24 protein-coding genes are annotated in these 26,904 nt (G+C 40.2%); 17 read left to right on the top strand and 7 right to left on the bottom strand.

Annotation, left to right across the window (positions count from 1 at the left end; genetic code table 11):
• Positions 1-116 precede the first annotated feature (116 nt).
• The 9 genes from FKG96_RS03630 (at position 117) to FKG96_RS03670 (ending at position 9,968) form a co-directional block, all read left to right on the top strand.
• On the top strand, positions 117-1,520 hold the full coding sequence (locus FKG96_RS03630) for a tetratricopeptide repeat protein (RefSeq protein WP_013664628.1): 1,404 nt from the start codon (positions 117-119) through the stop codon (positions 1,518-1,520).
• A 64-nt stretch (positions 1,521-1,584) separates the two neighbouring features.
• Positions 1,585-2,346: a phosphosulfolactate synthase gene (locus FKG96_RS03635; RefSeq protein WP_130854607.1), complete on the top strand. Its 762-nt coding sequence runs from the start codon at positions 1,585-1,587 to the stop codon at positions 2,344-2,346.
• Positions 2,347-2,435: 89 nt separating this feature from the next.
• Complete coding sequence (locus tag FKG96_RS03640) at positions 2,436-3,215, top strand: shikimate dehydrogenase (protein ID WP_013664630.1); 780 nt, start codon at positions 2,436-2,438, stop codon at positions 3,213-3,215.
• A gap of 26 nt (positions 3,216-3,241) precedes the next feature.
• Positions 3,242-3,826, top strand: coding sequence for a gliding motility lipoprotein GldD (gldD, locus tag FKG96_RS03645; RefSeq protein WP_130854606.1), 585 nt, complete (start codon positions 3,242-3,244; stop codon positions 3,824-3,826).
• Between the two features lie 63 nt (positions 3,827-3,889).
• Positions 3,890-4,531 (top strand): MBL fold metallo-hydrolase, encoded by a 642-nt coding sequence (locus FKG96_RS03650; RefSeq protein ID WP_130854605.1) that lies wholly within the window; start codon positions 3,890-3,892, stop codon positions 4,529-4,531.
• Positions 4,532-4,544: 13 nt separating this feature from the next.
• Positions 4,545-5,771 carry an ABC transporter permease gene (locus tag FKG96_RS03655; protein ID WP_130854604.1) on the top strand — a complete coding sequence of 409 codons (1,227 nt, stop codon included), beginning with the start codon at positions 4,545-4,547 and terminating at the stop codon, positions 5,769-5,771.
• A gap of 30 nt (positions 5,772-5,801) precedes the next feature.
• Entirely contained in the window at positions 5,802-9,140 is a 3,339-nt protein-coding gene (gene mfd, locus FKG96_RS03660; RefSeq protein WP_130854603.1) for a transcription-repair coupling factor, read from the top strand.
• 4 nt (positions 9,141-9,144) lie between these two features.
• Positions 9,145-9,375 carry a DUF3820 family protein gene (locus FKG96_RS03665; RefSeq protein WP_013664635.1) on the top strand — a complete coding sequence of 77 codons (231 nt, stop codon included), beginning with the start codon at positions 9,145-9,147 and terminating at the stop codon, positions 9,373-9,375.
• A 35-nt stretch (positions 9,376-9,410) separates the two neighbouring features.
• The gene (locus FKG96_RS03670) at positions 9,411-9,968 is read left to right on the top strand and encodes an NADPH-dependent FMN reductase (protein ID WP_130854602.1); all 558 of its coding nucleotides are present in this window, start codon (positions 9,411-9,413) and stop codon (positions 9,966-9,968) included.
• A 5-nt stretch (positions 9,969-9,973) separates the two neighbouring features.
• Here FKG96_RS03670 and FKG96_RS03675 read toward each other — a convergent pair whose 3' ends face one another.
• From FKG96_RS03675 to galK, 4 genes are read right to left on the bottom strand one after another with little or no spacing between them, the layout of a single operon-like run.
• Positions 9,974-10,648, bottom strand: coding sequence for a DUF2461 domain-containing protein (locus FKG96_RS03675; protein WP_130854601.1), 675 nt, complete (start codon positions 10,646-10,648; stop codon positions 9,974-9,976).
• 51 nt (positions 10,649-10,699) lie between these two features.
• Complete coding sequence (locus FKG96_RS03680) at positions 10,700-12,370, bottom strand: sodium/sugar symporter (RefSeq protein ID WP_013664638.1); 1,671 nt, start codon at positions 12,368-12,370, stop codon at positions 10,700-10,702.
• Between the two features lie 21 nt (positions 12,371-12,391).
• Positions 12,392-13,465 (bottom strand): aldose epimerase family protein, encoded by a 1,074-nt coding sequence (locus tag FKG96_RS03685; RefSeq protein ID WP_130854600.1) that lies wholly within the window; start codon positions 13,463-13,465, stop codon positions 12,392-12,394.
• Entirely contained in the window at positions 13,452-14,636 is a 1,185-nt protein-coding gene (gene galK / locus FKG96_RS03690) for a galactokinase (RefSeq protein ID WP_130854599.1), read from the bottom strand. Before galK ends, FKG96_RS03685 begins: the two co-directional genes overlap by 14 nt.
• A 271-nt stretch (positions 14,637-14,907) precedes the next feature.
• Here galK and FKG96_RS03695 point away from each other — a divergent pair, with 271 nt between their 5' ends.
• The 4 genes from FKG96_RS03695 (at position 14,908) to FKG96_RS03710 (ending at position 19,437) form a co-directional block, all read left to right on the top strand.
• The gene (locus FKG96_RS03695) at positions 14,908-15,267 is read left to right on the top strand and encodes a PadR family transcriptional regulator (RefSeq protein WP_013664641.1); all 360 of its coding nucleotides are present in this window, start codon (positions 14,908-14,910) and stop codon (positions 15,265-15,267) included.
• A 13-nt stretch (positions 15,268-15,280) separates the two neighbouring features.
• On the top strand, positions 15,281-16,927 hold the full coding sequence (locus FKG96_RS03700; RefSeq protein ID WP_130854598.1) for a PspC domain-containing protein: 1,647 nt from the start codon (positions 15,281-15,283) through the stop codon (positions 16,925-16,927).
• A gap of 90 nt (positions 16,928-17,017) precedes the next feature.
• Positions 17,018-18,331, top strand: coding sequence for a UDP-N-acetylmuramoyl-tripeptide--D-alanyl-D-alanine ligase (gene murF, locus FKG96_RS03705; RefSeq protein WP_130854597.1), 1,314 nt, complete (start codon positions 17,018-17,020; stop codon positions 18,329-18,331).
• A gap of 14 nt (positions 18,332-18,345) precedes the next feature.
• Positions 18,346-19,437, top strand: coding sequence for a DUF4407 domain-containing protein (locus tag FKG96_RS03710; protein WP_130854596.1), 1,092 nt, complete (start codon positions 18,346-18,348; stop codon positions 19,435-19,437).
• 49 nt (positions 19,438-19,486) lie between these two features.
• On the opposite strand, the gene pyk is transcribed toward FKG96_RS03710, so the two are convergent.
• On the bottom strand, positions 19,487-20,917 hold the full coding sequence (gene pyk / locus FKG96_RS03715; protein WP_013664645.1) for a pyruvate kinase: 1,431 nt from the start codon (positions 20,915-20,917) through the stop codon (positions 19,487-19,489).
• Positions 20,918-21,107: 190 nt separating this feature from the next.
• The gene (locus tag FKG96_RS03720; protein WP_041387154.1) at positions 21,108-21,527 is read right to left on the bottom strand and encodes an IPExxxVDY family protein; all 420 of its coding nucleotides are present in this window, start codon (positions 21,525-21,527) and stop codon (positions 21,108-21,110) included.
• 270 nt (positions 21,528-21,797) lie between these two features.
• On the opposite strand from FKG96_RS03720, the gene FKG96_RS03725 reads away from it, so the two are divergent.
• From FKG96_RS03725 to rnc, 3 genes are all read left to right on the top strand, one after another.
• The gene (locus FKG96_RS03725; protein WP_013664647.1) at positions 21,798-22,034 is read left to right on the top strand and encodes an acyl carrier protein; all 237 of its coding nucleotides are present in this window, start codon (positions 21,798-21,800) and stop codon (positions 22,032-22,034) included.
• A 24-nt stretch (positions 22,035-22,058) separates the two neighbouring features.
• Positions 22,059-23,312: a beta-ketoacyl-ACP synthase II gene (gene fabF / locus FKG96_RS03730; protein ID WP_013664648.1), complete on the top strand. Its 1,254-nt coding sequence runs from the start codon at positions 22,059-22,061 to the stop codon at positions 23,310-23,312.
• Positions 23,313-23,396: 84 nt separating this feature from the next.
• The gene (rnc, locus tag FKG96_RS03735) at positions 23,397-24,128 is read left to right on the top strand and encodes a ribonuclease III (protein ID WP_013664649.1); all 732 of its coding nucleotides are present in this window, start codon (positions 23,397-23,399) and stop codon (positions 24,126-24,128) included.
• Positions 24,129-24,154: 26 nt separating this feature from the next.
• On the opposite strand, the gene FKG96_RS03740 is transcribed toward rnc, so the two are convergent.
• Positions 24,155-25,435 (bottom strand): replication-associated recombination protein A, encoded by a 1,281-nt coding sequence (locus FKG96_RS03740; protein WP_130854595.1) that lies wholly within the window; start codon positions 25,433-25,435, stop codon positions 24,155-24,157.
• Positions 25,436-25,593: 158 nt separating this feature from the next.
• On the opposite strand from FKG96_RS03740, the gene FKG96_RS03745 reads away from it, so the two are divergent.
• On the top strand, positions 25,594-26,775 hold the full coding sequence (locus FKG96_RS03745; protein WP_013664651.1) for a tetratricopeptide repeat protein: 1,182 nt from the start codon (positions 25,594-25,596) through the stop codon (positions 26,773-26,775).
• The last annotated feature ends 129 nt before the right edge of the window (positions 26,776-26,904 follow it).

Consider the following 26,904-nt stretch of genomic DNA (forward strand, 5'->3'; position numbering starts at 1 on the left):
TTGTACATATTGGCATTATGATTGAACGTTAATAAAGATTCCGTCTGGGGTCTGGTTCTGTTTTATGTGATACGTGGAGGGGCAAAGATAAAGAACTACTAATTATTTTAATTGCGATGGAAGACGATTTTGATTTTGAATTCTCTGAAGACCCAAAGTTTTCGGTAGAACGTTACGAAGAGATGATCCGTAATGAGGATCAATACTTTTTTGACGCCCAAGCATTTGAGGGAATCATCGATTATTATATGGAGAAGAATGATCCCGTAAAAGCTCTTCAAGTAGTTGATTACGCGGTTAACCAGCATCCCTTTGCCGCCATTTTTTATATCAAGCAAGCGCAACTATACTCTGTGACCAATCAATTGGATTTAGCATTAAAGGCGCTAGACAAAGCTGAGTTATTGGAAGCTTCTGAACCCGATATATATCTTATTCGTGGCGGGATTCTTGGAACAATAGATCGATACGAAGAGGCTATTGCAAACCTGGAGAAAGCGCTGTCTCTAACAGAGAATCCGGACGAGATATTCTTGCAAATGGCTATGCTTTTTCAAAATAAAGGCGACTATGAGCAAGCGATCAAATACCTAAAAAAGAGCCTTGAGCATAATATGGAGAACCAGGAAGCATTATATGAACTGGCTTTCTGCTATGATGTTTTAGATCGGCAAGAGGAAAGTATCGGGTTTTATCTTCAATACATTGATAATGAACCATATTCCTATGCTGCCTGGTATAACCTTGGAAACGCATATCATAAATTAAGTTTGTATGAAAAGGCGATCGATGCCTATGATTATGCGATATTGATTAAGGAAAATTTTGCCTCGGCTTATTTCAACAAAGGAAATGCATTGGTAAATTTAGATCGATATGCTGAGGCGATCGATGTTTATAAGGAGACCTTTGAGTACGAGCCGCCTAGTGCGGAGACCTACTGCGCTATCGGAGAATGTTATGAGAAGTTGGAACAAATGGATGAAGCAAGGTCGTATTATAAAAAGGCAGTGAAAATTGATCCGAAGCTTGGAGATGGTTGGTTTGGAATTGGTGTGACGCTTGATTACGAAGAACGCTACTTTGAATCCTTACATTTTTACAAAAAAGCGTTGGATATTGATGATCAAAATCCGGAATATTGGTTTGCAATAGCTGATGCCCGCTATAAGTTAAAGCAAATCGCGGAGGCCGAGGCTGCTTATGAAAAGGTGGTGGAATTGAATCCGCTTGATACGGAAGCTTGGCTTGACTATTCATCGATTTTATATGAGCAAGAAAAACTTACAACCGCTATTGAAGTAATATCAGAAGCGATAAAGAACAACCCCGATGCTCCTGAGTTATATTATAGAATGGTGGCTTATATGTTTGCTGCAGGAAAATATACAGAAGCGCTGAATTTTCTGGAATTGGCCCTGACGGCGGATCCCGAAAAATATCACATACTATTTGAATATCTCCCCCAACTACAAGATAATAAGGTGATTCTAGAAATTATCAACAAGTTTACCAAGTAACAATTACATTTTATCAACATGAAAGTATAGCAGTGTTGATTTTTTTTTTCACCTTTGCATTCCTATGAACTTTGAGTTAAATAATATCCCAATACGGACGCTCAAGCCTCGGAATAATGGGATAACGATGGTGATGGATAAAGGTATGAGTACCAGGCAGGCTCAAGATTTCATCGAAGTTGCTGCACCACATACCGATATAGTAAAATTGGGATGGGCAACATCCATGGTTACTCCAAAGCTTGAAGAGAAGTTACAGATTTATCGCGATGCACAGATGCCTTTTTATTTTGGAGGCACCTTGTTTGAAGCTTTTTTGATAAGAAATCAATTCGACGCATATCGGAAAGTACTTGATAAGTATAAGATGGAATATGCAGAAATATCCGATGGATCGATCATCTTACCCCATGAGGAAAAATGTAAATATATTGACATACTAAGTAAACAGGTTACGGTCATCTCGGAAGTTGGATCAAAAGACGATAAAAAAATAATAGCGCCCTATCGTTGGATCGAGCTTATCAAAGCGGAATTAGCGGCCGGGTCCTGGAAAGTCATTGCCGAGGCGAGAGAAAGTGGTAACGTAGGAATTTATCGTGAAACAGGAGAAGTGCGACAGGGACTCATTGACGAGATATTAACGCAGGTTCCGCAAGAGTCCATTATTTGGGAAGCCCCTATAAAAGCGCAACAGGTTTGGTTCATTAAATTGATTGGAAGTAATGTCAATTTAGGCAATATAGCGCCACAGGAAGTTATACCTTTGGAAACAATACGTCTTGGACTACGGGGCGATACGTTTGACCATTTTATTTCTATGTAGTTTTGCTAAGTGAAAAACATAGTAAATATATGTTTGTTAAATTCTAACGAAAGACGGGGGCAAAGGTTCCCCGGATATTATAAATAGTGATGAAGAAATTTGGATTGATTGGATATCCGCTTAAGCATTCATTTTCTAAGCAATATTTTAACGAAAAGTTCGAAAGGGAGGGTCTCAAGGATTACCATTATGAATTATTACCGCTCCCCAATATCAGCGATCTACCCGATTTATTAAAGCAGCAACCAGAGCTTTGTGGTCTTAATGTAACGATACCACATAAGATTGGGGTTATGTTTTATCTTGATAAAATATCGCCTGAAGCGAAAGAGATTGATGCCGTTAATTGTATAAAGATCGTAAAATCGAATCCGGTTGAATCTTTTTTTAGTGGAGAAATGTGCATGAAAAAGGTTCAGCTGGAAGGGTATAACACGGATGTTTACGGTTTTGAGGAGTCCTTAAAACCTTTACTGAAGAAACAGCATTCAAAGGCGCTCGTTTTGGGTAACGGCGGTGCCGCCCGTGCCGTCTTTTATGTGTTAAAAAAATTGGGGATCGACTATGAGGTGGTTTCTAGACGAGCAAATCCTAAGCAGTTTTCTTACGAACAATTAAATAAAGAAATAATTGAAGGGCATCTGCTTATTATTAACACCACTCCTCTTGGAACCTTTCCGAAGGTAGATGAAAAGCCCGAAATTCCCTATGAGTTTATTGGTGAACGGCACTTGCTTTATGATTTGGTTTACAATCCGGAAGAAACGGCTTTTTTAATGGAAGGAAAGAAACGTGGAGCAATCATAAAGAATGGTTTGGAAATGCTTCACCTACAAGCAGAAAAGAATTGGGAAATATGGAACTCATAACCATAGAGAATCGCTAACTTAGCAAGGTGACTTCGAGAGGAATAATAGTAATTATATGCGTTCTTCTTTTAGGGCTATTTTCTTCATGTGGAAGAGATTATGCGCCTAAGCCCCGCGGTTATTTTCGGATTAAGTTTCCCGACAAGAAATATCAAGCCTTTAAAGGAGCATGTCCTTTTCGTTTTGATTACCCTCGCTATGCGATTATTGAGCCAGATACCAATGTTTCGGCTAGACCTTGCTGGTTTGATGTAGTCTTTCCATCTTACAATGCCCGTATTCATCTGAGTTATTATCCGATTTCCAGCCAAAAAGTTTTTAATCAATTGGTTGAGGATGCCCGAACCTTTGCCTTTAAACATACGGTTAGGGCGACCGCCATTGATGAATCGACTATTTCATTTCCGGATGAGCGCGTGTATGGCATTTTATATTCCATAGAAGGCAACAGTGCGTCTTCGGTTCAGTTTTTTGTGACCGATAGTACCAGAAACTATCTAAGGGGGGCGCTTTATTTTCACGAAAAGCCAAGGCTTGACTCTATTCGGCCCGTATTGGATTTCCTTAAACAGGACATCAACGTAATGATCAAATCAATGAAGTGGCATTGACACACTCCGATTTGTTTTGTTGTTGTTGGAGAATGCCAAGCATTTTATCTAAGTTTGTTTATTATGATATACGTAAAAAGGTTTGAAAATAATCCCTTTGCCGAGAATACTTATATTTTATATGATGAGACGCACAACTGCGCCATAGTAGATCCGGGGATGTATACGACAGCGGAGGAAGAAAGTGTGCTTCATTTTATTAGATCGAATAACCTGAAGCCCACCTTGTTATTGAATACCCATTGTCATGTAGATCATGTGCTAGGAAATAAGTTGATTTATGAGGAATTTGGGCTACTTCCCCAATTTCATGCGCATGAAGCGGCTGTGTTATCGGATGTACAAGTACGAGCGCCGATGTTCGGTTTACGGTATGAGCAGTCGCCTATACCAGAACATTTTTTGCCAATGGAGGGTAATGTGAGCTTTGGTAACACCTCCTTGCAACTTATCTTTGCTCCCGGCCATTCTCCCGGTCATTTGTGTTTCTATAATCAACAGGAAAAACTGCTTATCGGTGGAGATGTGCTGTTTAGAAGAAGTATCGGTAGGACAGACCTTCCAGGAGGAAACCATCAATTGCTTCTAAAGCATATTAAAGAAGACCTGTATAGCTTACCGGATGATACTATTGTATACCCTGGGCATGGCCCGGAAACATATATAGGAGAAGAAAAGGTCAGTAATCCTTTTGTTAGAGCCTAAGTAACTTAATGTTATGAATACTGCCACCTTTATTGCCAAGCGGTACCTGTTCTCCAAAAAATCTGTTAATGCGATCAACATCATCTCGGCCATCAGCATGGTAGGTGTATTGGTAGCTAGTGGTGCGTTGATTGTAATCTTATCGGTTTATAATGGGCTAGAAGGTTTGATATTAAGTATGTATAGCTCCTTTTCCTCCGAATTGCGGATTGAACCAGCTTCCGGTAAAGTATTTAAAGAAGATACGGTTGTTTTTGAAAAAATCAAAAAGGATTCGCGAATAGCAAGCTATAGCCAGGTATTGCAAGAAAAGGTGCTTCTAAGATATCGGGAATACCAGTACATAGCAAACATGAAAGGTGTTGACCCATCTTATGGCCTAAATCGACCGGCAGATAACTTGTTATGGGATGGAACATTTGTGTTAAGCGAAAACGGAATAAATTATGCCTTATTGGGGGCGCGCGTTTTTACTAATTTAGGTATAAGTTTAAATAATATTCTAGCAGAGATTGAAGTTTTCTCACCAAAGAAAGGGGTCCGGTCAGCTCTCAACCCAGCGGATGAATTTAATGTTCGGAATATTGCACCTGCAGGGGTTTTCAAAGCACAACAAGAGCTTGATGATCTTATCATTGTTCCAATTGGTTTTGCCCGTGATGTACTTGGAGAATATGATGAAATTTCGGCGATTGAAATTAACCTTAAAAAGGGGGCCGATTTGAACCGTGTCCAGAAGGATCTTCAAAAGTTACTGGGAAAAAACTATAACATAAAAAACCGGGTGGAACAAAACCCGGGACTTTACAAGTTATTAAATAGTGAGAAATGGATGGTATTTTTCATTTTAGCGTTTGTATTGGTGATTGCAGCGTTTAATATCGTCGGATCATTGACCATGCTAGTCATCGATAAACAAAAAGATGTAGCGGTATTAAATAGCTTAGGTGCGCCACATGGACTGGTAAAGCGTATCTTCTTTTTAGAGGGAATCTTTATTTCCATGATGGGATGTTTAGGTGGCTTGTTATTAGGTGCAGTCTTTTGTATAATTCAGGAAAAGTTTGGTGTGGTACGTATGGGAACAACTACCATTGTCTCGGACGTTTATCCTGTATCCATGCGATGGTCTGATTTTCTTTTGGTATTTCTGACCGTATTACTAGTTTCAGGGACTGCGTCTGCTATTTCGTCGAGATTGAGTGTTAAAAATATGGAACAATTAAAGGCTTCGGAGTAGCTTCCGAAGGATTATTCTTAATTTATTACAGTGACAATAAAAGATATTTTACAACAATATAAGGAACACAAAGGAGTCTTATCGTTTACAAAAGCACTTCAGGGAGCCAAGCCTAGAATTCAATTAAAGGGATTGATAGGATCAGCCGACGCCATAACGGCGGTTTCGAGTTATCAGCTGCAGGAACGACCTTTTATTTTCGTATTACCCGATTATGAGGAAGCAGCGTTCTTTTTGAGTGATTTAGAGGGCCTCCTGGATAAGCAGGTTCTTTTTTTCCCCTCCTCTTATCGGAAACCCTTTGATTTTACTCAAGCGGATAGTGCGCATGTATTGCAGCGAGCAGAAACCCTCAGTACGCTGAATCACGCTTCGGAATTGCCAAAGATGATCGTGACCTATCCGGAAGCGCTAGCAGAAAAAGTAATTAACCGGACTGAACTAAGTAAAAATACACTTGAAATATCCATTAATGCAAAGTTGGATATCGATTTTATCAATGAATTTTTGATAGAGTACGACTTTGAGCGAGTGGATTTTGTGTACGAACCGGGACAATTTGCAATTAGGGGAGGGATCGTTGATATTTTTTCATTCTCAAATGATTTACCCTATCGCATTGAGTTCTTTGGCAACCTTGTGGAAAGTATACGCACATTCGATACAGAGAATCAACTTTCTGTTAATAAGATTCATACGGTAACAATTGTTCCAAATGTGCAGGCGAAGTTTCTAACAGAGAACAATATTTCTTTACTGGAATATATCGATAGTGACGCCGTCATCTGGATTAAAGATGTTCAATTTACCCTTGACATTGTGCAATCTGGATACAAAAATGCCAGCAAACTTTGGTCCGCTTTATCGGCCCAGGACAAAGAACATAACCCCGAATGGATCGATCCTAAATTCAGCTTCACGGATGAAAAGATGCTTGCGAACCTGTTACAGGATTTTCCGGTAGTTGAGTTCGGTAAGCAATTTTTCTACGATGCTGATCATCAAATTCAATTTAATCAGCGACCTCAGCCCTCTTTCAACAAAGATTTTGGACTACTTATTCACAATATAAAGGAAAATGAGGAGAAGAAAATCACCAATTGTATTTTTAGCGACTCTCCGAAACAGATCGAAAGGTTGTTTGCCATTTTAGATGATCTGGATAAAACGGTCAAATTTATTCCCATAAGTATTGCCTTACGTGAAGGATTTAGCGATGAAGAGCTCAAACTAGCTTGCTATACGGACCATCAAATTTTTGATCGCTATTATAAATATAAACATAAAAAAGGCTATGCCCGGTCACAAGCGATTACTTTAAAAGAACTTCGTGACCTTAAACCCGGCGATTATATTACTCATATTGATCACGGGATAGGTAAATATGCGGGCTTGGAAAAAGTAGAAGTTAATGGCAAAATGCAGGAAATGATTCGCCTGGTTTACGCCGACAACGATCTGCTATATGTTAATATAAACTCCTTAAATCGGATTAGCAAGTATACGGGTAAAGATGGTACTGTTCCTAAAATGAATAAATTAGGAACCGATACTTGGGATAAGCTAAAAAGAACCACTAAAAAAAAAGTTAAAGATATTGCCCGCGATCTGATTAAGCTATATGCTCAACGGAAAGCGCAAACGGGGAATGCTTTCAGCCCGGACACTTATTTGCAAACGGAATTGGAAGCCTCCTTTATTTATGAGGATACACCAGACCAAGAAAAGGCGACCAACGATGTAAAAAAAGATATGGAGGCACCGCATCCGATGGATCGGCTCGTATGTGGTGATGTCGGTTTTGGAAAAACAGAGGTAGCTGTACGGGCTGCTTTTAAGGCAGTCGCTGATAGTAAGCAGGTGGCGGTGTTGGTTCCTACAACAATTTTGGCATTACAACATCACAGGACCTTTTCCGAACGGTTAAAGGGATTTCCTTGTAATATTGACTATATCAACCGGTTTAAAACGAGCAAAGAAATAAAGGACACGTTGAAGCGACTCGCCGAGGGTGAAATTGATATTGTGATCGGAACGCATCGCCTGGTAAGCAAAGATGTGAAATTCAAGGATCTCGGACTATTGATTATTGATGAAGAACAGAAATTTGGTGTAGGTGTTAAAGAGAAGCTTAAGCAATTGCGTGTTAATGTTGATACGCTGACGCTTACTGCTACGCCGATTCCTCGGACACTTCATTTTTCGTTGATGGGAGCAAGAGATTTAAGCATCATAAGCACTCCTCCGCCAAATCGTCAACCTGTACAAACGGAATTGCATGTATTTAATGAAAAACTGATACAAGAGGCTGTGGCCTATGAAATTAATAGAGGCGGGCAGGTCTTCTTTATCCACAATCGGGTGCAGGATCTTCGCCAATTGGGAGCTTTGATCACTAAGCTGGTGCCAAATGCAAGATGTGGTGTTGCCCATGGGCAATTGGAAGGTGATGCCTTAGAGGATGTCATGCTCAAATTTATTAATCATGAGTTTGATGTGTTGGTGGCCACAACGATTATTGAGGCGGGTTTGGATATTCCGAACGCAAATACCATTATTATTAACCATGCGCATATGTTCGGCCTAAGCGATTTACATCAAATGCGAGGGAGAGTGGGTCGATCCAACAAAAAGGCTTTTTGTTATTTATTGTCTCCTCCCCTTTCGACCCTTACACCCGAGGCACGTAAACGTCTGAGCGCCATTGAAGAATTTAGTGAACTGGGAAGTGGGTTCAATGTAGCGATGAGGGATTTGGACATTCGTGGAAGCGGAAATCTATTAGGTGCAGAACAAAGTGGTTTTATCGCAGAAATAGGCTTTGAAATGTACCATAAGATTTTGGACGAAGCTATCCAAGAATTGAAAGACGATGAATTTGAAGGGTTGTTTAAGGAGGAAAAGGCTAGAGTATATGTTAATTTTACGCAAATAGACACGGATTTAGAGGTATACATTCCGGATTCTTATGTAACCAATGTAGGTGAACGTTATAATCTATACAATCAAATGGCGTCGTTAAAGACCGAAAATGAAATCGAGTCTTTCGAGCAGGATTTGGCCGACCGTTTCGGGCCGGTACCATTGCCGGTAAAGGAGTTGCTAAATACGCTTCGTTTACAATGGCTTGGTAAAGAAATAGGTTTTGAGAAGATATCCTACAAAAAGAACGTGCTTCGGGGGTACTTCATTAGCAATAAAAAATCACCGTATTTTGAAAGTGAACGATTTGGAAAGGTTTTGCAGTTTGTTCAGCAAAATCCATCGGTTTGTAACCTAAAAGAAGTAAAAGGAAGTTTGCGTATCGGATTCGACAGAATTCAAAGCGTGGATGAAGCTGTTATGCTTCTTCAGGAATTAGCCCGTTAAGCGTATGGAATCTGATAGAGAAATATTAAAAGAGCTCGTTGTCTATAAAATGCCTTATGGAAAATATAAGGATTGGCCTATAAGCCGTTTGCCCGAGCACTACCTTGTTTGGCTCCGAAATCAGGGCTTTCCTAAGGGAAAATTGGGTGTTCTACTTGCTACAATGTATGAAATCAAATTAAACGGCTTAGAGCATTTACTTTCTCCGCTCGAAAACAAGCGCTTCAACAAATGAGCTATCGAATTGTTATCCCTTAAAGATTAAGGCTTATGATTCAGTTAAAAATTATCTTAGGAAGTACAAGAAATGGCAGAAAAGGGCATGCTGTTGCCCATTGGATATATGAAACAGCAAAGAAATATACAATGTTTGATACGGAATTGATAGACCTAAAGAAAGTCAATCTGCCTTTTATGGATGAGCCGGTACATCCTCGAATGCAGCAATACACCCATCAACATACCAAAGATTGGAGCTCAAAGATCGACGCTGCTGATGCTTTTATATTTGTCACACCGGAATACAATTATGGTATGCCCGCCCCTTTAAAGAATGCACTGGATTTCCTCTTTAATGAGTGGGCCTATAAACCGGTCGCCATGGTAGGGTATGGAGGTATAGCCGGAGGGACACGAGCGATTCAGCAGCTTAAGCAAGTTACCAATGCACTACAAATGTTCCCTTTCGATGGATTGCTACTCGCAAATTTTTCCAAACAGCTTAATGAGGAGGAATCGTTTGCTGCCACTGAAGCGAACGAAAAAGCAGCGGAAGCGATGCTCGTTAAACTTGAAAAGTTACATTACGCCCTGAAGGAGTTGCGATGATGAGCTTACTCTTCATCTAAGGCTTGATGAAGAAACAGCTTGAAGTCATACATAGCTTCCGCAAAATTCAATAAACGAGTAATGGATCGCCCATCATCCTCGGAGAGATCGGCATCACTTAAGGTGCTGCTGGCGGTGAAGCTCTTTAGTTTAAGAAATTCAATATCCGGGTGGTCAGCATCATAGCCTGCCGGAACTTTTTTGAGTTTATCTTCGTTATTTAAAATACAGAACTTAGTGAACTTGGGGGCGTTGATGATCTGTCTAAACTGGGTGCCGTTGTAATCAATTTCCTGTCTGATTGCCGCCAAATGTTCTTTCTCCGGACGCCAATAGCCACCGGCAATAAATGAATTTCCCGGTTGTATATGGAGGTAGTACTCCGGGCCATTCAGCTTTCTTCCGGCAACAGATATACCGGCACCGAACCAATTTTTATAGGGAGTCTTATCTTTGCTAAAGCGTGTATCCCGATATATCCTAAAAAGGCATTTTGAAACGGGAATATCCTCGCTAATATAACGGTCTATTTTCGATAGCGTGTGGATGAATTCGGCAACAAAATCTTTAACATTTTGATGTGCTAAATCATAGTCAGATTTGTGCTCCTGAAACCACTCTCTATTATTATTTTGTTGTAAGCTCGTTAGAAACGTGAATGTGGATGGGAAAATATGCATTATAAAAATAACTTTTGCTACGGGGTAAAGCCCCGTAGCAAAGATAATTAATTACCAAAACAATAAGTATAGTGCGGCAACAACGCCTGTTATTAACAAAGAACCTATCGCAAATCCCGGATGGACGCGGAACATTTTTGTGTCCACTTCCAAACCTTTTGGCTTAACACCACGGTTATTTTCGATGATGCTTATTATAAGCATCGCCGCTATACAGATAATGAAAACAAAGCCCATACGGTCAAGGAATGGTATTTCATAAATACCTTCTGCATTTTTGACGGCAAAACCGGATGGAGCCAAGAAAGATAGATCCATGACGTTCGGCAAAAATTTAAAAATGACAGAAAGAATGAATCCGCCGACAGTTGCAAACATTGCAGCAGAGGATGTTGCTTTTTTCCAGAAAAAACCTAAGATGAACATCGCGAAAATTCCAGGAGACACGAAACCGGTATATTCTTGAATATACTGAAAGCCACCCTTTTTATCTATCCCTAAGTATGGTGAAATGACGATGGCTAATAGCATGGAAACGATAATGGTTGTTTTTCCCACATTAACCAGATTTTTTTCAGAAGCCTCTTTGTTGAAAATCTTTTTGTAAACATCCAATGAAAAGATGGTAGCAATACTGTTGGCTTTTCCGGCTAAAGAAGCAACTACTGCTGCTGTCAAGGCGGCAAAAGACAATCCTTTTAAACCGGTTGGTAAAAGATTCAGCAGTACAGGATAAGCGTGATCAGGATTTACACTTCCATCCTGAAGCATTTCTTCCTGAAAATAACCTTCTTTATAAAGTATATAAGCCGCAATTCCAGGCAGTACTACAATAACCGGCATTAACAGCTTTAGTCCTGCCGCAAATAGCAAACCTCCCCTAGCGGTTTTGAGGTCCGCACCCAAGGCCCGTTGGGTAATGTATTGATTACAGCCCCAATAATTCAGGTTTACGATCCAAAGACCGCCTATGAGCACCGAAAGTCCGGGTAAATCGAGGTAGTTTTCATTGTCTTTGCCGAATATCATTTCAAAGTGGTCGGGAGCTTTATCATACATAAGTCCCAAACCGTTTAATGCTCCATGTACGCCAAAATGGTCGGCTACCAAATTGAGTGCGATATAGGTTGTCGCCAGTCCGCCGAGAATCAAAAAGAACACTTGGATTACATCCGTAAACCCAATAACTTTCATACCGCCCAGTGTAATGATAATAGCGAAAATAGCGAGCGCGAAAATGCACACGGTGAAATTGATGCCTGATATACTGGATACGGCCAACGCGCCTAGATACAGAATTGAAGTAAGGTTAACAACAACATAGAGCAGCAACCAGAATATGGCCATGACGATACTTACGGTACTATTGTAGCGCTGATTTAAAAATTGAGGCATGGTGTATATCTTATTTTTAAGATATACCGGGATAAAGAAAATACCGACGATAATCAGTGTGATCGCGGCCATCCATTCATAAGCAGCGATCGCCAGGCCCATTTTGAAGCCCGAACCACTCATTCCGATGAACTGCTCTGCAGAAATATTGGAAGCAATTAGCGAAGCGCCGATTGCCCACCAAGTTAAAGAACCCTCAGCAAGGAAATAGTCTTTGGAATCTGCAGTGAGTGATTTCTTTTTTTGATATACCCAGTAGCCGTATAAAGCTACGATCAAAAAATAGAATAAAAAAACGAAGTAGTCAGTAGTGTGTAAGGTTTTCATTGGGCTTGTTTTATGGTGTTTTTATTTTTGCACATGAAATCGATAAATTGTTTGTGATCGGAATGGCTGCTTTGCCTTTAGTAAGGGTGATGGGAATTGTGCTTGGTTCGGTGCATCAGGAAAGTGTTGTGTCTCGAAGCAGAACGCGTGTTGCTTGGCATAGTGGTTTCCTGATTTCCCTTTGTCCTTTCCTGTGAGCGCATTTCCCGTATAAAATTGTATCCCGGGTTCGGTGGTAAGCACTTCGAGCATAATCCCACTCTTTTCAGAGAAGGCAGAAGCTGCGACTTTTTTACCGTCTTTGTTTGCTTCGTTTAGAACGAAGGTATGGTCATATCCCCCACCTCCCTTTTGGATTTGTTCATCCTCGCTTGATATGCCCAAGGATATACGCTTCGGTTTACGGAAATCAAAAGCTGAATCGCTTACCGGTCGGAGCTCTCCCAAAGGGATTTGAACCTCGTTAATGGGAAGGAACGTTTCGGCTGCGATTTCAACAACATGATCAACGATGGATCCCGAACCTTCGCCATCCAGATTGAAATAGGCGTGATTTGTAAGGTTAATAATAGTGTCTTTATCGCTATTTGCTCGATAATTTATTTGGAGCTCGTTTTCATCTGTCAATAGATAATCTACGGACACGGTGAGTGTTCCCGGAAAACCTTCTTCACCGTCAGGAGAAGTATAATAGAAGGTCACCTGATTGGGATTGTTAATTCTTCGATCCCATATTTTTGTGTGAAAACCATTTTTCCCACCATGTAGCGCATTAGGGCCGTTATTTGGTTCAATTTTATAGGGTATTCCGCCAAGTTCAAATGTACCGTTGCTTATCCGGTTGGCGTATCGCCCAATAGTAGCCCCATGATATAATTCATCCGCATGGAGATAATCCAAGATGTTGTTAAAGCCCAAAACAACATCTACCGAACTTCCGGTCTTATCGGGAACAATCATACTTACTATTCGCGCGCCATAGTTTGTAAGCGCCACCTGCATTCCTCTGTTATTTTTTAGTATGATCAGCGCGCTACTCTTATCGTCTCCTTTTGTTTTGAAATCTTTAAGTAGTGGAAGCTTATACCTGGCCATACGATGCTTGTGTTAAATCAACGATACTCGTTCCGGAATTTATTTCAGCAATATAATACGGAATCTCTATTCCTGTTTGTTCTTTATAAGCAGCAGCAACTTGTTGAGCCACTTCCTCCGCTTTATCAGCTTTCACAAGATTAATCGTGCAACCGCCAAAGCCCCCACCCATCATACGGGCTCCTAGCACATACTGATTGCCCTTTACTAACTGCACCAATAAATCAAGTTCCTTGCAACTCACTTCATACTGTTTCTCCAAGCCTTCATGCGTTTCAAACATACGTTGCCCGAAAGCTTTAAAATCGTCTTTTTTCAAATCCTCACAAGCTAGCTGTAAACGTGCAATCTCTGCGACCACGTAGCTACACCTTCGATATACAATTTCGTCAACGGGTTTTACATATTTGAGAAGCATCTCTTCCGTAGCGTGCCGCAAACTGGTAACTGAGGGGTGATGCCGACTGATCAACCGAACGCCCTCTTCGCATTGTTCGCGGCGTTCGTTGTAGGCAGAGGAAGCTAACGAGTGTTTAACCTGCGTATCGAGCAGCAATATTTTTATGTCGCTTGTCTTAAAAGGAATATACTCGTATGAGTAATCTGCACAATCTAATTTCACAAGGTGCTGTTCTTTTCCGAATACACTCGCAAACTGATCCATTAAGCCGCAATTTACACCGACAAACTGATTTTCAGCAGCTTGAGACAGAAGTGCGATATCCAGCTTACTTATGTGGAACTCAAAAAGCGTGCTTAGAGCAAAAGCGGTAGCGCATTCCAAGGCAGCGGATGACGATAAGCCTGCTCCTTGCGGAATATCTCCGGAGAAAGCAATATCGAATCCTTCATTAATGGCGTAATTATTTAATTGCAATTGTTCAATGACGCCGAGAATATAATCCGGCCAAAGTTTGTCAGTCTTTTTTATAGCATCAACGGTGGTTTCAAAAGAATCGGATAGATCTATGGCATAAAGACGAACTTTATCCGTGTTATTTTTAGCAATAGCTAAGTATACATTTTTATTAATTGCCGCCGGAAGAACGAGCCCTTCGTTATAATCGGTATGCTCTCCAATGAGGTTTACTCGGCCCGGTGAGCGGACGATTAATGGATTCTGACTAAATTTTTCGATAAATAGTTTCTTTAGGTTAGCCGCTTTAATCATGCTTTTGTTTATAAGGAATTAATTTGTAAATGTATTGGATGAAATATTAAAAAGCAAATGGATTGTGTTAAAAATACACTATTTGATAACCGCCAAAACAGAATGACCAAACGAAATACCTGAAATAATCGAAGATATAGCTTCTGATAACATGCGTTTTTGTCGGTATTTTAATTTTTTGTCGTTGATTGTCAGTCATTTATAATTTAGTATATCTTTAACAAGCTACTATGTATTGCATAATACCTACCAAAACATATATCTTTGTTATATGATAGTAGAAAATACGCAAACCCAAATGAGGAAAGGAATACTGGAATACTGTATTCTGTCAATTATTTCCCGAGGGGAAATATACGCCTCAGATATCATCAATGAGCTCAAGGCGGCTCGCTTATTGGTGGTAGAGGGTACACTATATCCTCTGTTAACCAGATTGAAGAATAACGAGCTGTTAAGCTATATCTGGAAAGAGTCCAGCTCGGGTCCGCCAAGAAAGTATTATCAAATAACCGAAGCCGGCCAAGAAGTGCTTAAAGCTTTAGATGAAACTTGGAACGAGCTTGTGTTTGCAGTAAAAACATCCACTGCACCTAGAAATACAGAAGAAAACAGCGATGTGAACCTTTAATAAATGATTAACCATGAATAAAACAATAATAATAAATATAAACGGCATCGTTTTTCACATTGAAGAAGATGCTTACGATGCTTTGCGGTCATACATGATCGATGTGAAAAAGCATTTTGCTTATACGGAAGACAGCAAGGAAATTGTAGGAGATATTGAAAACAGAATTGCAGAGATGTTCAACGAACGGATTGTTCCGGGAAAGAAAGAAGTTATTACGATGCAGGATGTGGAAGAAGTTTGTGCACAGATGGGAAAAGTGAGCGACTTTGAAAGTGATAATGCCGGTGATTCTTATGATTATTCGCGACAATCGTATTATGGGTCAGGCTACTCAGGAACACGCAAATTATTTAGAGATCCCGATGATAAAGTATTTGGGGGCGTATGTTCCGGGTTGGGGCATTACCTCGATATCGAAACATTATGGGTTCGGCTCGTAATGGTACTCTTGTTTGTTTTTGCCGGAACGGGCTTCCTTTTATACATTATACTTTGGATTGTTGTACCCATTGCAAAAACCCGGGCCGACCGTATGGCGATGCGTGGGGAAGCACCGAATTTGCAAAACTTCAAAAAGAATTTTGAAGAGGAAATGGAGGGCCTCCGCGGAAATTTTACTATGGCCGGGGAAAGAATCAAACCCGGCCTAAATAAGGCGGCAGACTCGTTGGAGGGTGCTGCGAATTTTATTGCAAAAGCATTCATTGTATTCTTAAAAGTTATCGGCGCTCTTATCATTTTCGGGTTAAGCGCAGGAATTGTTGCGTTGCTTGTTTGCCTAATTCTGGCAATACCAGATTGGACCGGAGATGGCTTCGGGGGGTTATATGACCCGGATTTCCCCTTGTATCTTGTTCCTGAATCTTATAAGGGTATTGTCATTGTGGCCGCTTTCTTCAGTTTGGCGATCCCTCTTTTGGCACTTATTATACTAGCCATCCGTATTGTATTTAATAGGCGAATAGCGGGTAGTTATGTAGGATTCGGGCTTCTGGTACTATGGCTCGTAGCTGCCGGTACGCTCACCTATTATACGATTCAAACAGCACAAGATTTCGGAGAGGATGCTTCCATTGTTCAGGAGCGCTTACTAGCCCCTTTCCCTGCATATTATGTGGATGTAAACGATGTCAACGTCATTAAAAAGGTCGATTCCAGCGGGAATCGACTGGACTCTTTGGGTACTATTATAAAATCCAATCGAAAAAGAGGTAAATTCCGAAACATGAATTCGGTCGATATTAAAATAATAAAGGGGGAGACGAACAGTCCGGCAAAACTCGTTCAAGAGTTTCACGCCCGAGGGAAAAACTTTGATCTAGCAGCGAAGCGAGCAGAACGAATCATTTATAATGTGAATCAGCAGGAACAGCATATCGTATTTGATAATAACTCCACCTTGCCACAAGGTGAACTAATGCGCGACCAGCGAGTAAGTATTAAAATGTTGTTACCTGTGGGCGCAAAATTATTTTTAAGTAATGAAGCCGATAACCATATTAGAAATTTGCCGGTTTGGCAATGTAGAGAAAATTTTCCCGAGGAAAATAGAGCCTCTTATACAGAATGGATTATGACGGAAGAAGGGTTGAAATGCATAGCAGAGATGAAAAAGGAAGAAGAACATCAAGCAGATTCAGTCCATATTGAAAATTAATCAGATAGCCAACTTAAGTGAAAAAGCCTCATAAGGCGAGTCATTATTCTCAATATTATAATATGTAAATTAGTCGCAAAAATCATTTTTATGGAGATTGCAACACTTTATAGGCTTTTTCAAGAATGTCAAAAAATATCAACGGATACGAGAAATATTCTTCCCGGGTCCATTTTCTTTGCATTGAGAGGGGCTACATTTAACGGTAATCAATTTGCTGAAAAAGCGCTGGAATTAGGTGCAAGATTAGCGATCGTTGATGAGCCGGTACCCATTGTTGACGAACGCATCGAAGTGGTTTCGAATGTTCTGGAAACACTGCAAAATTTAGCGAGGTATCACCGGGATCAGCTGCAGATACCTGTTATAGGGGTCACCGGTACTAACGGAAAGACGACTACTAAAGAGCTTCTACAATCGGTGTTGTCGCAGAAGTTTAACGTTTATGCTACAAAAGGTAATTTGAATAATCATATAGGTGTACCGTTGAGTGTGCTGGCAATTGATTCAGCTATTGAGCTTGCTATTATAGAGATGGGTGCTAACCATATTGGCGAGATCGCTTTTTTATGTGGGATAGCGAAACCGGGGCTCGGACTGATTACAAATGTTGGGAAGGCGCATTTAGAAGGTTTTGGAAGTTTTGAGGGGGTGAAACAGGCTAAAGGTGAGTTATATGAGTGGCTGGAAGAACATAAAGGGGTTCTGTTTTTACAAGGAGATAATAATCATTTATTATCAATGGCCAACAATAAAACCTTCAAGCAAATCATAACCTATGGTTTAGACAAATCGAACAATATTAGTGGCGAATTGCTTTCCGTTAATCCCGTTTTAAATTTAGGTTGGAGCAGTATTAAGGCATATGGTTACGATCGTCAGGTGGTACCTACGCATTTAACGGGCTCCTATAATCTGGAAAATGTATTAGCTGCCGTAGCTGTAGGTTTATATTTTGGATTGAACCCCGAGGAAATTAACCGAGGCATTACAGCGTACAGCCCTACAAATAATCGTTCTCAGATCACGCAGACTGAAAAGAATACAGTTATTTGTGATTACTATAATGCCAATGCAAGTAGTATGTGGGCGGCTCTGGATAATTTGGAAAGTATTCATGCGGAGAAAAAGGTATCAATTTTGGGTGATATGTTTGAGTTGGGTGAAGAAGCACCGACAGAACATCGCCGTTTGATCGAACGCATACGTGGCATGAAGCTTTATCGAAAAATTTTTGTGGGTAGGAACTTTTTCGGACAAAGGCAAGAAGAACATGATATAGAATATTACGAATCGCTCGACGCGGCTAAGCAGGCTTTACAAGAGAAACCACTTGAAAATACGACGGTTCTTCTAAAGGCATCTAGAGGAATGGCTTTTGAAGGCTTGCTTCAATATCTATAATTTAAAAGGGAGTTATGAGGAAGATTAATCATTTTTTTTGGTTTTGTAGTGGGGTACACGTACCTACCTTATTGAAAACTCCCTCAGAGCACAACAAATATGCAGGTATTGGAGCAACGATTTTTTTTACCGGTTTGTTTGCCGCTATCGCCGGTAGTTATGCGCTGTATTTTGTTTTTAGCGGAAGCACTTATGCCTTACTCGCTTCCATTTCCTTTGGTCTCATTTGGGGAACGGCTATTTTTAATATGGACCGCTACATCGTTTCAACAATTAATAAAATGTCGACACCCTTTAAACAGTTTCTCCAAGCAGCACCTCGTTTAGTTTTGGCGATATTGATTGGGATTGTGATTTCCAGGCCTTTGGAGCTAAAAATATTTGATAAGGAAATAAGAGAACAACTTAAGATAAATTATCTAAATGGACAAAAACAACGGATCGATCAATTAAATGGCTCCTTTGATCGTAAATACAATAGTGATATCGTTAAATTAGAAGGACTAAAATCGGAACTTGATTCCCTTTCGAAAACGATTAAGCACGATCGTCAAAGTTTAAATTTTGAAATATTTGGAAGTAAAACAGCTGAGACTTCGGGTATGATGGGCTATGGCCCTTACGCCAAAAGAAAGGAGGAGGCGTTAAAGGAAAGAGAGAGACGAGAAGAGGATTTACGTTCACAGATAAGCGTTCAGGAGCGCTTTATAAAAGAAAGGAGGCAGATCGATGGCCTGCTTGACGAAAAGCTAATGACATCCAAGGAGTTGGATAGCATCGTGAAACTAGCTGGTTTTGCTGATAGGAACGAAGCCCTCGGACAGTTAAAATACAGTGATGCAGGGAAGACGAATGCGAGTAATTACTGGGCGATAACATTCATTGGATTATTATTCATCTTTTTTGAATGCTTGCCCGTATTGGTTAAGCTGATGAGTGGCAAAGGTCCTTACGATGCTTTGATTAACGATGAGGAATTTTTGGTTATTTATCGGTCAGAGCAAGACAAAACTACTGAAGTAACCGTTCTTGATCAAGTTCAATCTGCCAAAGTAAGTGCGGGGATAAAGAAAATAAGAAGTGAGCTTGAAGGTATTACAGGATAATGCTCATTATTTAATGTTTTCATGCATTAAATAATGAGCGTTTATTATCTTATTTGATTTCAGTGACTTTAATCATATTCGTTCTTCCTTTTTCGCTGATCGGAATAGAGGCGGTGTTGACTACGAGGTCGCCTGAAGAGATCAGCCCGGCTTCTTTAAGCTGAGAATTTACATCTGCTATAGAAGAATCGGTACTTTCTTCCCCATCATAGTAAAATCCTTTTACACCCCAAAGTAAGCTAAGTGTATTAAGAAGCGATTTGTTTCCGGTAAAAATATGGATGTCTGAATCCGGTCTGTGGCTGGAGATTTCAAAGGCCGTGTAGCCGGATGAGGTCATTGCTACAATCGCTTTTGCTTTTACCTGTTGAGCGAGGTAAACCGACGATGCACAAATTGAATCCGGAATAGAGGTAGATGGATTATGCCCGGGCTTGCGTGGTGAAAAATAAGGATAAGCCGTGCCCTCTACGTTTTTGATAATCTTTGTCATCGTTTCGATTACGATTTCAGGAAACTCACCTACAGATGTCTCTCCGCTAAGCATAACGGCGTCAGCTCCATCCAAAACAGAGTTAGCAACATCATTAACCTCTGCTCGGGTAGGTCTAGGCGTAGTGATCATGCTTTCCAACATTTGCGTGGCAATAATCACTGGTTTAGAAGCATCGCGGCATTTCTGAACAATCATTTTCTGCAATAGAGGGACTTGTTCCATCGGGATTTCGACACCTAAGTCCCCTCTTGCAACCATAACCCCGTCCGTAGCGGCAATGATACTGTCGATATTTTCGATCGCTTCCGGCTTTTCAATTTTTGCAATGACCCGCGCTGTTTTGCCCCTCTCCGCAATTATTTTTTTGCATTGTAGAATGTCTTCGGCGGTACGAACGAAAGACATACCGATCCATTCAACATCATAGTTCAATACGAAATGAAGGTTATCTAAGTCTTCTTCCGTTAAACTGGGGATAGAAACTTTTGTATTAGGAAGGTTAACGCCCTTTCTGGACGTCAGTACACCGCCGTGTACCACCTCACAGGTAACCGAGTCGACACTATTGGTCTTTAACACCCGAAGCTGAATTTTTCCGTCATCTAACAAGATGATTTCTCCTTCAGTAACGTCTTTTGGAAATTCTTGATAGGTAATATAGATCTCTTCTTCATTTCCTATCATTTCTTTAGTAGTAATGCGAAGCTGTTTTCCATTTAATAAAATGGCTCCGCCTTCTTTCATTTTTCCTATACGTATTTTAGGGCCCTGTAGGTCGGCCAAGATTCCGATATTCAAATTGTTTTCGGCGTTAATCTCCTTTATCGTATTAATAACCTTGAGGTGATCTTCTTGGCTACCATGCGAAAAGTTTAAACGACAGACATCTACACCTTTTTCAATTAAGCTGCTTAATATTTCTTTTGGCGATGAAGCGGGGCCTAAAGTGGCCACAATTTTAGTTCTCTTATGAACTTTTTTCATTTTATTGCTAGTTTTTAATGGCGTTGAACATACTATAAGCCCTTGGTTTACCGGAAATATAGTTGTTCTTTATGGTTGTTAATTCTATTATTCTGTTAATTACCTTTTCCCCCCCTCGGGAAAAAGTCGTTGTTTTTATTCACAATAGTGTAAAAGTTACACGGGCAAAGGTAAGAAAATCATTCTCAAGCTAAAATACTAAATTTTCTCTCGATTTCAATTTATGTGGATCTATTTCGGATGCTACAACTACCTCTTTTAAATTATTTATCTGATCGATCTGCCACTCCAGCAGCTCATCATCGATGGCATTTTTTATCAATAAGAAAAAATCCGTGACTTTCATCTCCGGAATGAGTACCCCCCCCTCGAGACCTTTATTATTTAAAAGGTAGTAGGAAATTTCATTATTGCTGTCTTCATAGTAGTATCTTCCGAAATAAAAGGAATGTTGATTGTCTTGCCAAATTTCATGATCGTCTATTTTGTGTAGGTCCAATCCTGTAACTTTATTAATATAATAGCATAGCCGATAATCCTTTAAGGGGCAAGTTATGGCCACCAAATTGAAGTCGATATCCAATTCGTATTTTAATGTCAGCTTATTCAATGTTTCTAAAACTTTGGTGCAAACTTAGATAAATTGCTATTCTATTGCAATTGACATACTTAACACAAAACAAAAAATCATTTGTTATTAAGGACACTTGGCACAACAAGTGTTTAAGGGAAGTAATTTTCTGCCTTAAGTTGAACAAATTGCCTATGGTAAAATGTCTTTGAGAATAAAGTAATTAGGCCTAAAACTTAAAAAGGTTTGATTTTTGCTGAATTTTATTTTTCTTTGCACTGATTTATTAAACATTAAACCATAAAAATCATGTCTGATATCGCTTCAAGAGTTAAAGCAATTATCGTTGAGAAATTAGGTGTTGACGAAAATGAAGTTACACCAGAGGCTTCATTCACCAATGATTTAGGTGCTGATTCATTAGACACCGTAGAGTTGATCATGGAGTTTGAAAAGGAATTCAACGTAGCTATCCCTGACGACCAAGCTGAAACCATCAGCACTGTTGGACAAGCTGTAGCTTACTTAGAGAAAAACGTTAACTAACTAAAAATTAGGCCAATCGAATAAATGGAGCTTAAAAGAGTAGTAGTAACAGGATTAGGTGCGCTTACTCCTATTGGTAATACTGTTTCTGAATATTGGAATGGTTTGATCAACGGGGTAAGCGGAGCTGCTCCTATTACGCATTTTGATGCAGAGAAATTCAAGACAAGATTTGCGTGTGAAGTAAAAGGCTTCGATCCTACTCAATTTATGGATCGGAAGGAGGCTCGTAAGTTAGATCCATTTGTTCATTATGCCCTTGCCTCTACAGAAGAGGCTGTACGGGATGCCGGGTTAGAGTTTGACAAGTTAAATACAAATCGTATCGGTGTAATTTGGGGATCGGGAATTGGCGGATTGAAAACCTTTTTAGACGAAGTAAGTAACTTTGCTAAAGGCGACGGGACACCTAGATACAACCCCTTTTTTATACCCAAAATGATATTGGATATATGTCCTGGGCATATATCCATGAAGTATGGACTGCATGGGTTGAACTTTTCAACCGTTTCAGCTTGTGCTTCATCGACACACGCACTGATAGATTCCCTCAATTATATCCGGACAGGATATGCCGACGTTATTATTAGTGGCGGGTCAGAGGCCATTATCAACGAAGCGGGTATAGGAGGCTTTAACGCAATGCATGCACTTTCAACACGTAACGATGACCCTGCTACCGCGTCGCGACCTTTCGATAATGATCGGGATGGTTTTGTGGCCGGCGAGGGATCGGGAACGATTATCCTTGAAAGTTTGGAACATGCAAAAGCACGTGGAGCAAAGATTTACGCGGAGTTGATCGGTGGAGGCATGAGTGCGGATGCGCACCATATTACTGCGTCCCACCCGGAAGGTCTCGGTGCGCGGCTAGCGATGACCAATGCCATAAAAGATGCCCGTATTTCTAATGAACATATCGACTATATTAACGTGCACGGTACTTCAACACCGGTAGGAGATATAAGTGAATCGAAGGCCATTCTTGATCATTTTGGAGCTCATGCCTATGAGCTTAACATTAGCTCAACCAAATCTATGACAGGTCACCTGTTAGGTGCGGCTGGGGCGGTAGAATCAATCGCTTCCATTTTGGCCATCCGAAATGGTATCATACCTCCAACGATTAATCATTTCACCGATGATCCCAACTTAGATAGCAGACTTAACTTTACGTTTAATAAACCGCAAAGTCGAACAGTCAACTATGCTTTAAGTAATACATTTGGTTTTGGTGGGCATAACGCCTCCGTTATATTCAAGAAGTACGAAGAATAATGTGTTTCTGCCTTGAGAAACGTATCTTTTCGAAAGCTTCGCTGAATCATATCTATGGAATTCTGAAAATTTTCCAAATGAATAATGTCTATTTTTAGCATTTATAAGCTCTACCTCTCGTCCAAACGAAAATACGTTCGGGCACTAAAAAATTTACTCGGATTTATACCGGGAAATTTATACCTCTACCAAATGGCCTTTCGTCATAAATCGGTTGCGGTACAGGTAAAGAAAGGAACAAAAAATAGCAATGAGCGGCTGGAGTTTTTAGGAGATGCTATTCTAGGCGCAGTTGTCGCCGAGCTTTTGTTTAAAATGTACCCTTATAAAGATGAGGGCTTTTTAACGGAGATGCGTTCAAAGATTGTTAGTAGAGTTCATCTTAACCAATTAGCCAGAAAGCTGGGTTTCGATGAACTCATACAATACGATTCGAAAATGGTAGGATATCCCGGGAAATCGAGCTCTTTATTGGGCGATGCCTTTGAGGCTCTCATTGGAGCAGTCTATCTTGACAAGGGATACATGTTTACCCGTAATTTTCTTCTCAGCCGCATTATAAAGCCTCACGTAGACATTCACCTGTTAGAGCAAACCGAAACAAATTTTAAGAGCCGATTAATTGAATGGTGTCAGTCCACGGGGAACGAAGTGTTGTTTGAAGTAGCGAATAATGCAGAAGGAGAGAGCGCTAAATTATTTACGGTAGAAGCTATTATTTCCGGGGAAGTCAGGGGGACGGGGCGCGACTATAATAAGAAAAATGCCGAAAAGTTGGCTGCGGAAAAAGCCTGCGAAGCCTTAGGCATCATTTAGCGACGTAAAGGTTAGGTCGTTGCCTACTAGTATCCATATTTATCTTTCCATAGTTTCCGTAGATGCTCCCTTAGCTTTTGTTCTGAAGGGTTTTTTCCCGGATCATACAATTGTTGACCTCTTAATTCTTTAGGCATAAATTCTTGTTCAACAAAATTTCCATCGTATGCGTGTGCATACTTGTACTCCTTTCCATAATTTAAATTCTTCATCAGTTTAGTAGGTGCGTTTCTTAAATGTAAAGGAACCGATAAATCGCCCGTTTGTTTAACAAGCGCCTGTGCTTTGTTAATCGCTTCATAAGCAGCGTTGCTTTTGACTGATGAGGCCATGTAGGTTACCGTTTGCGAAAGAATGATTCTTGATTCAGGCCATCCGATTACATTTACAGCCTGAAAACAGTTATTTGCAAGCAACAGGGCATTTGGGTTTGCGTTGCCGATATCTTCGGAGGCCAGAATAAGCAATCGTCTAGCAATAAAGGATGGGTCTTCCCCTCCTTCAATCATCCGTGCCAGCCAGTATACTGCGGCGTTGGGGTCACTTCCTCGGATCGATTTGATAAAGGCGGAAATAATGTCGTAATGCTGCTCACCGGCTTTGTCGTAGAGCGCCATGTTCTGTTGAACCTGTTTCAGCACGAATTCGTTATTAATATGATGGTTACCTTCAGGAAGAGCATTGCTAACCAGTTCCAATACGTTAAGTAGCTTCCGGCCATCTCCCCCTGAAATTCGGAGAAGAGCCTCATGTTCATCAATAATGATTTTTTTTTCTTTTAGGACCGGATCATTAGCGAGGGCTTTTTGTAAAAGTGTTACAAGGTCACTTTCGTCTAATGGTTTCAACGTATATACCTGACAACGGGATAGTAATGCTGATATAACTTCAAAAGATGGGTTTTCTGTTGTTGCTCCAATTAAGGTAACCAGTCCCCGTTCAACAGCACTTAACAGAGAGTCCTGTTGGGATTTTGAAAAACGATGAATTTCATCGATAAATAAAATGGGTTGATCCTGAAACATGGCCTTACTTAAGTTCGCTTGTTCAATGACTTCCCTAACATCTTTAACCCCGGCATTTATTGCACTGAGGTTAAAAAACGGGCGATTTAAACGCTTCGAAATGATATAAGCTAAGGTCGTCTTTCCAACCCCGGGAGGTCCCCATAAAATCATAGATGGAAGATTGTTACTTTCAATGGATCTTCTTAAAACAGCATCCGGGCCCAATAGATGATATTGACCAACATAATCATTTATATTTTCAGGGCGCATGCGCTCAGCCAAAGGAGGAGTTGTTGCCATCTTTTTTAGCAAACCTACTATTATTTTTATCTAAAAGCAATACCAACATTGCGACAAAGAAGTCGAAAAAATAGGTTATGTCTTGGATATCATAAAATTGCAAATCAAATCAATTTTATATAAGTTTGTATAATAGGAAATAAATAAAAACGGCGTACGTGCAAAAGATACTTAAATATACATTGGTTTCTTGCCTATTAATGGGTTTCTCACCGGGGGTAAAAGGCAAGTTATCCAAAAGAAGAAGTGATAGGGGGATTGTGCCAGACACAGTATCCGTAAAAGATTTCTCAGGAATAGGCCCTGTTTTATATGAACTTCCACCCGAAAAGACCAAGGAGCAATTGCTGAAAGAAGAGTTTGACAAAAAGCGCATGGCTGCAGTTTTCGTTACAAAAGGGTTGGAAGAAAGAGGCCTCAGCGCTGTTTTGCAGCAGACCGGGCAGTATTATCCTTTACCCACGCATACAAGTATAAATAGAGCCGATCTACAGAATTCTCTCCAACGTTCTTTACAGTCCTATTTGCAAATTGGAAATATGGAGATGGTATCAGATCTGCAAAACCGGCTGGCGCTCTTATATGTAGAAGACAGGGGCTATGAACAAGCTATTGGTAGCTTTGAACGAGCCTTTGCTATAAAGGGAGAGATTAACGACTTCCATGCACAAGCTATTATTGCAAATAATTTAGGGGCCTTATATGAGTTTCTGGACAATACCGATAAAGCCCTGCTCTATTATGAGCTAATGAGTAAAGCTGCATTAAAGGCAAACAGTACACATAACATGGCGATAGCCTTAGAGCATTTAGCACTTTTGAAGGCTAGAAAAGGACAATTTAAAGAAGCACAGCATGATATCATTAAACGAGTTTTGCCTTTGTACAAAAAAGAGAAAAACACCAGCGGTCGTGTGAGTGCTTATAATAGTTTGGCTGCCATTTATTTGTTGGAAAAAAAATATACCGAATCCAGGTGGTTCCACCTTCAGGCTGTAAAAGTTGCTTCGTTGGCAAGTAATGGTCAGCGTGATTTGTCGTATAGTTTATACCATCTTGGTAAAGTAAAGAAATTACTGAAGGAGTATGATCTAGCCATCACCGATTATACTTCTGCAGCCGCTTATGCTTTACAGGCAGGTGATGAGATGTTGAGCTTACGTATATATGATGATCTAGGGGATGTGTATTTGCAGACAAAAAATTATACAAAAGCCTCTGAATATTTAACAGCTTATCACCATATCAAAAATCGGTTATTTCCCACTAGCGATGTAAAGGCCACGGTATCAAAAACAAAAGAAGATACCATGACAGTAATGCAGAATACTTCCATGTAACAAGCCCTCCGACAAAGTATAGCATCGCATAAATGTAAAATTTATATGATTTACAAAAGAAATAGTTTTATACTATATTGCTGTGTGGTTTTTGGTTCTTTTTTTGATAATTTTAAAGCCTTGAGGACA

Source organism: Olivibacter sp. LS-1 (assembly GCF_008245145.1).
Lineage (GTDB): Bacteria > Bacteroidota > Bacteroidia > Sphingobacteriales > Sphingobacteriaceae > Olivibacter > Olivibacter oleidegradans.